Here is a 10,622-nt window from a genome sequence, read left to right as displayed (position 1 = left end):
GGCACGGGGGTGAACACGGGCGGCGGGGCGGCGCGGCGCGGCAGGTCGGCGGCCGAGGCGGCGCCGGTCAGGAGGGCCGTGGCGGCGCTCGCGAGAAGAAGCTTCTTGATCATCTGGTCCTCAATCTCCCGTTGATCGGGATGTGCCCGGGGACAGGAGGTCAGGAAGGCCCGACGCGATAGTGCAACGCTGCAACAGCGCCCGCGAAGGCTCCCGACCGGCGGCCGAAAAGGTGCGCTGGAACACATCGCGAGCCGTCGATGACTGAGCGACGGGCATTATTCGACCAAAACTGCCGGCCGATAAAAATAAGGTTCGGCAATACGGGCGCATTCGGGATGTTAACCTGGATGTAACATTCGCGGCCCGGCGCGAGAGCATCGACCCCGGTTTTCGTCTCGCTTGTAGATTGCACCGTGAACGGTCCCGGGCCTGACCTCGTAGAATGCGGCGTGGACGATCCGGGCCGTCTCCCTTACCTTCAGACCATGTCAGAGGCCCATTTCCTGCCCGACGAGGGGCTGGTGCGGGCGACCGACCGGTTGGCTGTCGCCTGTTCCCTCGCGGATGTCGTCTCCATTCTGCGCGAGACCGCGCGGGCTATCGTCGGCTCGGACGGGGTCGCCGTGGTGCTGCGCGAGGGCGAGTCGTGTTTCTACGCCGCCGAGGACGCGATCGAGCCGCTGTGGCGGGGGCGGCGGTTCCCGCTGACCGCCTGCATCTCCGGCTGGGTGATGCTCAACGACGAGACCGCCGTGGTCCCGGATCTCGAGTTCGACCGCCGGGTGCCGATCGAGGCCTACCGCACCACATCGATGCGCAGCCTCGTGATGGTGCCGATCGGCTCGCCCGAGCCCATCGCCGCGCTCGGCGCCTATTGGTGCGCCTCGGTGATCCCGGACGACGGGACGGTTTGCCGGCTGGAGACCCTGGCCCAGCAGGCCGCGACCGTGCTGGCCCATCTGCGCGCGTCCGCACCCGCCGAACACTCCGGTGCGATCCCAACGCCCGATCGCGCGGCCGGGCGGCCGGGATAGGGCTGTGCGCCGGCGTCGCGGCCGGGATCGATCGCCGCTTCAGGCCGTTCTCTGCGCGCCCGCCGCCCGCACGGACGTCTCAAGCCCCCGTCATGAAGCGCGTCATCCTCATCGGCATCTTCGTCGTCCTGTTCGCGGCGATCTTCGCGATCGTCGGCCGCTGGTCGATGGTCACCCCGATCAATCCGGCGGTGGCTCCGGACTCGTCCGCGACGCCGAACCCGACCGGCCAGCGCAAGTGAGCCTCCGCTTCTGTTGAGTCACCGGCGTCCGCCCGCTTCGGTCCGGCCGCGCAGGGCCGACAGGAGGCCGCCTTCGAGGAGCAGGGCGGAGCCGTAGTGGAACTCGATGTCGAAGGGGCTGCGCGAATTCATCGCCAGGGACGCGCTCTGCAGGGCGATGAGCCGGCCCGCCTCGTCGAACAGGCCTGAGCCCGAGCCGCCATAGCCGTCGTTGCAATCGTGGCGCGCACGCCGGATCGCGTCCTCGCTCGGCGGATCGATCCGGCGGATGGCGCAGCGCTCGAGGCTGCTCGGCCCGCGATAATTGCCGTGCCCCGCCGGCGATACCATGGTCACCGGCAGGGCGATGTCCCCGACCGGCAGATCGGGCGGCTCCGGCAGGGGCTGCGGCACGGCGTCGGCCGGACGGTGGAGGCGCAGGATCGCCCAATCGTCGGTGATGTGCAGGCTGTCGGCGCCCGGGGCGGTCCCGAGCACCAGGCTGTCGGGGTCGAAATCGTAGTTGCGGCCGCCGATCTGGAAGTAGCAATCGGCCACCGGGCGCGTCACCGCGAGGCGGCGATCGCGAAAATTGTGCGCGTTCAGCACCACGGTCGACGGATCGGCGATCAGCCAGGCCGCGGCCGCCTTCTGCGGCACCCCGTCCGGATTGCGGCACCACAGGATGCCGGCCCCCCGAAAGCGGTCGAAATCGGCCCCGGTCAGGTCGCGGCGCCCGTCCTGTGGGTAGAGCGCCGCGAGTCGGGCGGTCGTGTGGGCTCGGTCCTCGGCCCGGGCCGCTCCGGCAAGGACCAGCAGCGTGGTGTGCAGCACGGTGGCGAAGAGCGCTCCGGACCGTCTCAAGCCCATCAGGCAGCCCCGAAGACTGAAGGCCGAGCATAGAGCGGGCCGGGAACACAGTTTTGGGCGGGCACCTGGGGTCGGTCAAGTCGGTCGAGCGTATTCCGGCCCGTCCGCCCGGCATTGCCGAATTATCCCGCTAACAAATGTCAGCTTGCCTGAAGACATCGTCGGGCATTGGCGCATAAAACTGAAAGGTGACAAGATCTTAATAAGCAGATCATAAAGGTCGAATGTCTCTAAGTCGCAAGTAAAGCTGACTATCGACGTGGCCGGCCTCGATCGATCTTGCACTGCAAAAACCAATAGCCGCGATGCCGGAAGGCGGGACGGCCTGGCGAGGAGATGCATCATGAGAAGGCTAGCGGGTTCAGTCTCGGTCCTGGCGATCCTGGCCCTTGCGCCGGTCGGCCTTGCGGACACGGCTTTCGCCAACGACAAGCTCATCGAGCAGTCGAAGAGCGGCGACAACTGGGTGATGCCCGGTAAGAACTACGACTCCGACAATTACAGCGACCTGACGCAGATCAACAAGACCAACGTCAAGCAGCTGAAGCCGGCCTGGACCTTCTCCACCGGCCTGCTCAACGGCCACGAGGGCGCGCCGCTGGTCGTCGACGGCAAGATGTACGTCCACACCTCGTTCCCGAACAACACCTTCGCGCTCGACCTCGACGATCCGGGCAAGATCCTGTGGCAGGACAAGCCCAAGCAGAACCCGGCCGCCCGCTCGGTCGCCTGCTGCGACCTCGTCAACCGCGGGCTGGCCTACTGGCCCGGCGACGGCAAGACCCCCGCGCTGATCCTGAAGACCCTGCTCGACGGCAACGTCGTGGCGCTCAACGCGCAGACCGGCGAGACGGTCTGGAAGGTCGAGAATTCCGACATCAAGGTCGGCTCGACGCTGACCATCGCCCCCTACGTGGTGAAGGACAAGGTGATCATCGGCTCCTCGGGCGCCGAGCTCGGCGTGCGCGGCTACCTCACCGCCTACGACGTGAAGACCGGCGCCCAGGTCTGGCGCGCCTACGCCACCGGTCCGGACGAGGACCTGCTGCTGGCCAAGGACTTCAACATCAAGAACGCCCATTACGGCCAGAAGGGCCTGGGCACCTCGACCTGGGAGGGCGACGCCTGGAAGATCGGCGGCGGCACCAACTGGGGCTGGTACGCCTACGACCCGGGCACGAACCTGATCTATTTCGGCACCGGCAACCCGGCGCCGTGGAACGAGACCATGCGTCCGGGCGACAACAAGTGGACGATGACGATCTTCGGCCGCGACGCCGATACCGGTGAAGCCAAGTTCGGCTACCAGAAGACGCCCCACGACGAGTGGGACTATGCCGGCGTCAACGTGATGATGCTGTCCGAGCAGAAGGACAAGGACGGGAAGCTGCGCAAGCTCCTCACCCACCCGGACCGCAACGGCATCGTCTACACCCTCGACCGGACGGACGGCTCACTGGTCTCGGCCAACAAGATCGACGACACGGTCAACGTGTTCAAGTCGGTGGACCTGAAGTCCGGCACGCCGGTGCGCGACCCGGAATACGGCACCCGGATGGATCACCTCGCCAAGGACATCTGTCCCTCGGCGATGGGCTACCACAACCAGGGCCACGATTCCTACGATCCGAAGCGCCAAGCCTTCTACATGGGCATCAACCACATCTGCATGGATTGGGAGCCGTTTATGCTGCCCTACCGGGCGGGTCAGTTCTTCGTCGGCGCGACGCTGAACATGTATCCGGGCCCGAAGGGCGACCGGCAGAACTACGAGGGGCTGGGCCAGATCAAGAGCTACAACGCCATCACCGGCAAGTTCAACTGGGAGAAGATGGAGCGCTTCGCCGTCTGGGGCGGCACCACCGCCACCGCCGGCAACATCGTCCTGTACGGAACGCTGGACGGCTTCATCAAGGCGCGTGACTCGGACAACGGCGACCTGCTCTGGAAGTTCAAGCTGCCGTCCGGGGCGATCGGCTACCCGATCACCTACACCCACAAGGGCACCCAGTACGTCGCCATCTACTACGGCGTCGGCGGCTGGCCGGGCGTGGGCCTGGTGTTCGACCTGCAGGATCCGACCGCCGGCCTCGGCGCGGTGGGTGCCTTCAAGAAGCTCGCCAACTACACCCAGATGGGCGGCGGCGTGGTCGTGTTCTCGCTGGACGGCAAGGGCCCGTACGACGACCCGAATGTCGGCGAGTACGCGCAAGCCGCGGCCAAGTGATCGGCACGTGATCCGCGCTTCGTAGCGCGACCGCTCCGCCGCCCCGCCCGGGCGGCGGAGCCCCGGCTCGGCGGACCCCGCGCCCGGGTCGCCTCCCGACAAGACTCATTGAGGGAACGAAACCATGCCGCTCCTCGGCGGACTTCTTCGCGCGGCGACCTGCGCCGCGGCCCTGCTCGCCCTCGCGAACCCGGTCCCGAAGGCCTGGGCCCAGGAATCGGAGGCGCAGGCCATCCAGGCCGAGCCCGGCAAGGCCGCGGTCGCGCCCAAGGCCGACCCGTCCACCTTGCGGATCTGCGCCTCCGAGAAGCAGCCGCCCCTGTCCATGCGGGACGGCTCCGGGCTGGAGAACCGGGTCGCCGCCGCGGTCGCCGAGGCGATGGGCAAGAAGCCGGTCTTCGTCTGGCTCGCCAAGCCGGCGATCTACCTGGTGCGCGACGGGCTGGAGAAGCGGACCTGCGACGTGGTGGTCGGCCTCGACAGCGACGACCCGCGGGTGCTGACCACCAAGCCCTACTACCGCAGCGGCTACGTCTTCATCACCCGCGCCGACAAGGACCTCGACGTGACGTCGTGGTCGGACCCGCGCCTCAAGACCGTCGACCACATGGTCGTGCCCCTGGGCTCCCCGGGCGAGGCGATGCTCAAGGATATCGGCCGCTACGAGGAGGACATGGCCTACCTCTACTCGCTGGTTGGCTTCCGGGCGCCGCGCAACCAGTACACGCAGATCGATCCGGCCCGGATCGTCAGCGAGGTCGCCAACGATAAGGCGGAGGTGGGCGTCGCCTTCGGGCCCGACGTGGCCCGCTACGTCAAGGACTCGCCCGTGCCCCTGCGCATGACCCTCGTGCCGAACGACACGGTGAGCAGCGACGGCCGCAAGATGCCGCAGAGCTTCGACCAGTCCATGGGCGTGCGCCGGGACGACACGGCGCTCCGCGACGCCCTCGACGCCGCCATCGCCAAGGCCAAGCCGCAGATCGACGCGATCCTGAAGCAGGACGGCGTCCCGGTGGCGATCAACTGACCCGCGCCGCGCGGCCGGCGAGCGAGGGCCGCGCGATCCAGTCCCCGTGAAGCGAATGTGAAATGACGAAGACCACGCGTATCCGGTTGATGCTTCTGGCCGGCGCCGCCTCGGCGCTCTGTGCGGCCGCCGTGATGGCCCAGCCGCAATCCGGGCCGCAATCCGGCCTGATCTTCCGCAACACCATCACCGGGGAGCCGCTGGACCTCGCCGAGGGCAAGCCCGGCGGGCGCGACACCCAGGCGGTCCAGACCTTCTTCCAGACCGGCAAGAACCTCTACATCGACGACAAGGCGTGCCTGCGCAACGGCGAGAGCCTGTACCTGACCTCCTGCTCCGGCTGCCACGGGCATCTCGCCGAGGGCAAGGTCGGGCCCGGCCTCAACGACAATTACTGGACCTATCCGTCCAACACCGAAGATACCGGCCTGTTCGCGACGATCTGGGGCGGGGCCAACGGCATGATGGGCCCGCACAACGAAGATCTGAACCCGGACGAGGCGCTGCAAGTCATCGCCTGGATCCGGCATCTCTATACCGGCCCGGTCCAGGACGCCGCCTGGCTGACCGACGAGCAGAAGAAACACTACACGCCTTTCAAGGAAGGCGAGACCTTCGCCAAGGACGTCCCCGGCCAGTGCAAGCCGCTGGAGTGAGCGTCCGCGCGGAGCAGCGCCCGGCCGAGCCGGCGCCAAAGACCGGCCCGTCGGGCCGCCCTGGGAGCGAACGCAAGGAGTCGACGATGCGCAACAGAATCCTGATCACCGCCGCGATGATGGCCGCGGGGGCGCTCTGCGCCCTGCCGGCCCTGGCCTATGACGGGCAGACCTGCAAGGCGCCCGGCAATTGCTGGGAGCCCAAGCCCGGCTTCCCCGAGAAGGTCGCGGGGACGAAATACGATCCGAAGCACGACCCCAAGGAGGTCGGCAAGCAGGCGGAATCCATCAGGCTGATGGAAGAGCGCAATCGCAAGCGCATCGAGAACGCCAAGAAGACCGGCAAGTTCGAATACGACGTCAGCAAGATCTCGGCGAACTGATCCGGGTTCCCAAAGGGCGTGCCCTTTGGCGGGGTTCAGGGGCGGAGCCCTTGAAAGATCAGGGCTCCGCCCTGGACCCGCAAAAGGTCCGGGACCTTTTGAAACCCTGACTTTTTAACGTCTCCGGCCGGTCCCGCCCCAAGGGCCGGCCGCCTTGTCCCGGAACCAGCGCGATGAACACGCTCCACCCCGGCGACGCCAAGCTCACCGATTGGCGGGCCTCGGCCGCCCGCTTCGAGGCGGAGGTCGCCAAGGCAGTGGTCGGCCAGGCGCGGGTCATCCGCCTCGTCACCACGGCGATCTTCGCCCGCGGCCACGTCATGCTGGAGGGCGATGTCGGCGTCGGCAAGACCACGCTGCTGCGGGCGGTCGCCCGGGCGCTCGGGGGCGCTTACGAGCGCGTCGAGGGTACGGTCGACATGATGCCGACCGACCTGATCTATCACACCTACCTCGCCGAGGATGGCCGCCCCCGGGTCGAGCCGGGCCCGGTCCTGCGCCGGGCCGAGGATCTGGCGGTGTTCTTCTTCAACGAGATCAACCGGGCGCGCCCGCAGGTGCACGCCCTGCTCCTGCGGATCATGGCCGAGCGCAGCGTCACAGCCTTCGCCCGGGAGTACCGGTTCCCCAACCTCCAGGTCTTCGCCGACCGCAACCGGGTCGAGCGCGAGGAAACCTTCGAGCTGCCGGCCGCCGCCCGCGACCGCTTCCTGATGGAGATCGGGATGGAGGCGCCGCGCGACCCGGAGGCCCGGCGCGCGCTGGTGTTCGACCCGCGCTTCCACGACACCGACCGGCTGATCGCGGAGGTGGCCGAGGGCGTGCTCGACCAGGCCCGCCTCGGCGCCATCGCGGCCTCGATCCAGATGGCGATCCAGGCCGCCCCAGAGATCGAGACCTACGTGGTCGGGCTCTGGGACGCGCTGGTGCGCCCGGCTGAGGCCGGGATCCGGATCCCCGGGATCGACATGACGACGCTGGTCCAGGGCGGGGCCTCGCCGCGCGGCCTCGCCTTCCTGGTCCGGGCCGCCCGGGTGCGGGCCTGGCTGGAGGGGCGGGACTGGCTGGTGCCGGAGGATGTCCGCGCGGTCTTCCCCGAGGTGATGGCGCACCGCATCTTCCTGGAGCCGGTCCACGAGCTGCGCCGCAGCGAGATCGTTCCGGACCTGTGCCGGGCGGTGTTCGAGACGGTGCCGGCCCCATGACCGACGCGTCCTCGGCCGAGATCGTCTACCTGCCGCGCTGGCGCCCGCGGGGGCGCCGGATCGGGGCGCATCGCGGCCAGGAGGCCGGCGGGCTGGGCACGTTCCGGGACCAAGTCCCGTTCCTGACGCTGCCGGATGCCCGCCGGATCGATCTGCGCGCGAGCCTACGCGACCCGTTCGAGGGCGTGCATGTCCGCCGCTTCGAGATGCGCAACGCCGTCGAGGTCTGGGCGCTCATCGACCTCTCGGCCTCGATGCGCTTCCGGGGCGCCGGCGACCGCCTGCGTCTCGCCGCCGACCTCTGCGCCGGGCTCGCCGCCTCGGCGACCCGGATCGGCGACGGGTTCGGGGTGATCGGCTGCGACCGCACGGTCCGGGCGGACCTGTACCTGCCGGCCACGCGTCGGCGCGGGCCGGCCCTCGCCATGGCCGAGCGGATCGCGGCGGCGCGCTGCGACGCGACCGGTGCCGAGGGGCTGCTGGAGGCCGCGCGCCTGCTGTTCGGCCGGCCGCGGCTGGTCTTCCTGGTCTCGGACTTTCGCTGGCCGCAGGCCCTGATCGCGCAGGTCTTCGCGGCGCTGGCGCTGCACGACACGGTCCCGGTGCTCCTCGCCGACAGCGCCGAGGATGCCGGCCTGGCGGATTGGGGCCTGGTCGAGCTCGACGATCTCGAAGGCGCCGGCCGCCGCCTCGTGTTCCTGCGCCCGGCCCTGAAGCGACGCTGGATCGCCCGCGAGCAAGCCCGGCGCGACGCCCTGCGCACCATCGCCGCCGCGTCCTCGGCCCGAGCACCGTTCCACCTGGAAGACCGCTTCGACGCGCAAGCGCTCACCCGCCACCTGCTGGCCACCTGAGATGGCGGGGCTTCGCACCAAAAGTCCTGGTTTCAAAAGGTCTTCGACCTTTTGCGGGTGCAGGGCAGAGCCCTGCGATCGATTGAGGCCCCAGGCATCAGGGCTCCGCCCCGATACCCCGCCGAAGGGCTTCGCCCTTCGGAATCCCATGATTGCGGCTTGCTGCGCGCTGCTGCTCCAGGCCGGCGCCGCTGTGGCGCAGGTGCGCTCCGTGGAGGTGCGGGTGCCCCGGGCCTTCGGGTATTTTCTGGGCGACCTGGTGCGGGCCCAGGCCGATATCGCGGTGGATCCCGGTTTCAGCCTGCAGCGTGCCTCGCTGCCGGCGCCGGGGCCGCTGACCTACTGGCTCGACCTGCGCGGCATCACCGTCGAGGAGAGCCCCGGCCGGGTCCGGCTACACCTCACTTACCAAACCTTCTACGCGGCGCTCGATGCCCGCCAGGTCGCGATCCCGGGATTCTCCGTGTCGCTGGAGAGCGCGGCCGCGGGCGGCACGACCTCGGCCAAGGCCGAGATTCCCGGCTGGTCGCTCGGCGTCTCGCCTCTGCGGGAGGTCCAGCCCGAGAGGCACGATGACCCGGCCGAGTATCTCCGGCCGGACGGGCGCGTCTCCCGGCTCGACCCGCTGCCGGACATGCGGGCCGCCCTCGTCGCTCTCGGAGCCGCCCTGCTGGCGCTCGCCGCCCTCGGCTATGATCGCGGCTGGTTCGCGCGGCCCGGGCGCCCCTTCGCCAAGGCCGCCCGCGGGTTGCGCCGGTTGGGCCGCGAGGGCGAGGGCGGCTATCGCGAAGCCCTGCGCCTGATCCATCGCGGCCTCGACGAGACCGACGGCCGCCGGGTCCTGGCCGACGACCTCCCGGCCTTCCTCGACCGGCATCCGACCTTCCGCCGGGAGGGGCCAGCCCTGGCCCGGTTCTTCGAGGCCTCGCGCCGGGCCTTCTTCGGCCGCGAAGTCGAGGCCGCCCGGGCGAGCCTGCCCTGGCCCGAGGTCGAGGCCGGCCTGCGCCGGCTCGCCGCCGCCGAGCTGGAGGCCTGAGCGATGACGGTCGGATCGCTCGGGGTCGCATCGCCCGCCTGGCTGTGGCTGCTGCCCCTCGCGCTGCTGCCGCTCGTCGCCACCGGGCGCCGACGCGTGCGGGTTCCGGCGGTCGCGGCGGCGCCCGCCGACGCGCCCTCGCGCTGGATCGCCCGGCTTCTGCGCGGCGCCGGCGTGGTGGCCATCGGCGGCCTGGTCGTGGCGCTCTCCGGCCCCTACGGCGCCGGCGCGCCGGTGACCCGCATCGGCATCGGCGCCCAGATCTCGATGCTGATCGACCGCTCCGGCAGCATGAACGAGACCTTCGCGGGCCGGCAGCCCTCGGGCGCGGAGGAATCGAAGGCCGCCGCGTCCCGGCGCCTGCTGGCCGATTTCGTCGGCGCCCGGGCGCACGACCTGTTCGCGGTCACGGCCTTCTCCACCGCGCCGATGCTGGTCATGCCGATGACCGACCGGCACGCGGCCGTGCGCGCCGCCATCGCGGCGATCGACCGGCCCGGCCTCGACTACACCAACGTCGCCCGCGGCCTCGCGATGGCGCTGTCGCAATTCGCCCCCGAAAGCAGCGGCTCCCGGGTCCTGCTGTTCATCTCGGATGGGGCCGCGGTGATCGACCCGCGGGTGCAGGACGCTCTGCGCGCCGCCTTCGCCAAGTTGCACCCGAACCTCTACTGGCTGTTCCTGCGCACCAAGGGCTCGCCCTCGATCCACGACCGGCCGGCCGGGGAGGACACGCCCCAGGCCGCCCCCGAGCGGCATCTCGACCTGTTCTTCAAGAGCCTCGGCGTGCCCTACCGGGCCTTCGAGGCCGAGGGCCCGCAGGCTGTCGCCGACGCCATCGCGCAGATCGCCGCCCTTGAGCGGAACCCGATCCCCTATACCGAGCCGCGCCCCCGGCGGGACCTGACCGGTTTCGCCTACGCGCTGGCCGGGCTCGGGCTTTTTTTGCTCGTCCTCGCGGCTCTGGCCGAATCGGATCTTTTTGCCGGTAGCGCTCGGTCGCGCGCGTCGCGGGAGCAGCGGCTCGATCCGGATCTCAGGAGGGCGGCATGACCGGATCCGGTATCCGGGATGGGTCGATCGAGCGCGTGGCTTGCGATGCG

11 protein-coding genes are annotated in these 10,622 nt (G+C 69.8%); 10 read left to right on the top strand and 1 reads right to left on the bottom strand.

What is annotated here, in order from left to right; all coding sequences use genetic code 11:
• The first annotated feature begins 488 nt into the window (after positions 1-488).
• On the top strand, positions 489-1,037 hold the full coding sequence (locus BM228_RS19890; protein ID WP_092043329.1) for a GAF domain-containing protein: 549 nt from the start codon (positions 489-491) through the stop codon (positions 1,035-1,037).
• Positions 1,038-1,129: 92 nt separating this feature from the next.
• Positions 1,130-1,279, top strand: a complete 150-nt coding sequence (locus BM228_RS34760; protein ID WP_167367780.1) for a hypothetical protein — start codon at positions 1,130-1,132, stop codon at positions 1,277-1,279.
• A gap of 18 nt (positions 1,280-1,297) precedes the next feature.
• Here the strand turns inward: BM228_RS34760 and BM228_RS19885 are convergent, their stop codons facing one another.
• The gene (locus tag BM228_RS19885) at positions 1,298-2,128 is read right to left on the bottom strand and encodes a S1 family peptidase (protein WP_092043328.1); all 831 of its coding nucleotides are present in this window, start codon (positions 2,126-2,128) and stop codon (positions 1,298-1,300) included.
• A 343-nt stretch (positions 2,129-2,471) separates the two neighbouring features.
• Here BM228_RS19885 and BM228_RS19880 point away from each other — a divergent pair, with 343 nt between their 5' ends.
• From BM228_RS19880 to BM228_RS19845, 8 genes are all read left to right on the top strand, one after another.
• Positions 2,472-4,355, top strand: coding sequence for a methanol/ethanol family PQQ-dependent dehydrogenase (locus BM228_RS19880; protein ID WP_092043326.1), 1,884 nt, complete (start codon positions 2,472-2,474; stop codon positions 4,353-4,355).
• 124 nt (positions 4,356-4,479) lie between these two features.
• Complete coding sequence (moxJ, locus tag BM228_RS19875) at positions 4,480-5,385, top strand: methanol oxidation system protein MoxJ (RefSeq protein WP_092043325.1); 906 nt, start codon at positions 4,480-4,482, stop codon at positions 5,383-5,385.
• Between the two features lie 62 nt (positions 5,386-5,447).
• The gene (gene moxG / locus BM228_RS19870) at positions 5,448-6,041 is read left to right on the top strand and encodes a cytochrome c(L), periplasmic (RefSeq protein WP_425284971.1); all 594 of its coding nucleotides are present in this window, start codon (positions 5,448-5,450) and stop codon (positions 6,039-6,041) included.
• A gap of 86 nt (positions 6,042-6,127) precedes the next feature.
• Positions 6,128-6,424 carry a methanol dehydrogenase [cytochrome c] subunit gene (locus tag BM228_RS19865; RefSeq protein ID WP_244537226.1) on the top strand — a complete coding sequence of 99 codons (297 nt, stop codon included), beginning with the start codon at positions 6,128-6,130 and terminating at the stop codon, positions 6,422-6,424.
• A 173-nt stretch (positions 6,425-6,597) separates the two neighbouring features.
• Positions 6,598-7,629 carry an AAA family ATPase gene (locus tag BM228_RS19860; RefSeq protein ID WP_092043323.1) on the top strand — a complete coding sequence of 344 codons (1,032 nt, stop codon included), beginning with the start codon at positions 6,598-6,600 and terminating at the stop codon, positions 7,627-7,629.
• Positions 7,626-8,483, top strand: a complete 858-nt coding sequence (locus BM228_RS19855; RefSeq protein WP_092043322.1) for a DUF58 domain-containing protein — start codon at positions 7,626-7,628, stop codon at positions 8,481-8,483. The genes BM228_RS19860 and BM228_RS19855 overlap by 4 nt, the downstream gene beginning before the upstream one ends.
• A gap of 148 nt (positions 8,484-8,631) precedes the next feature.
• A complete protein-coding gene (locus tag BM228_RS19850) occupies positions 8,632-9,519 on the top strand; it encodes a nonribosomal peptide synthetase MxaA (RefSeq protein ID WP_092043320.1) in 888 nt (295 codons plus the stop codon).
• A gap of 3 nt (positions 9,520-9,522) precedes the next feature.
• A complete protein-coding gene (locus BM228_RS19845) occupies positions 9,523-10,572 on the top strand; it encodes a vWA domain-containing protein (protein WP_092043319.1) in 1,050 nt (349 codons plus the stop codon).
• Positions 10,573-10,622 lie beyond the last annotated feature (50 nt).

Origin of the sequence: Methylobacterium pseudosasicola, from assembly GCF_900114535.1 — a bacterium.
In the GTDB taxonomy this organism is placed as follows: Bacteria; Pseudomonadota; Alphaproteobacteria; order Rhizobiales; family Beijerinckiaceae; genus Methylobacterium; species Methylobacterium pseudosasicola.
This window is presented reverse-complemented; position numbering and strand designations above follow the sequence as displayed.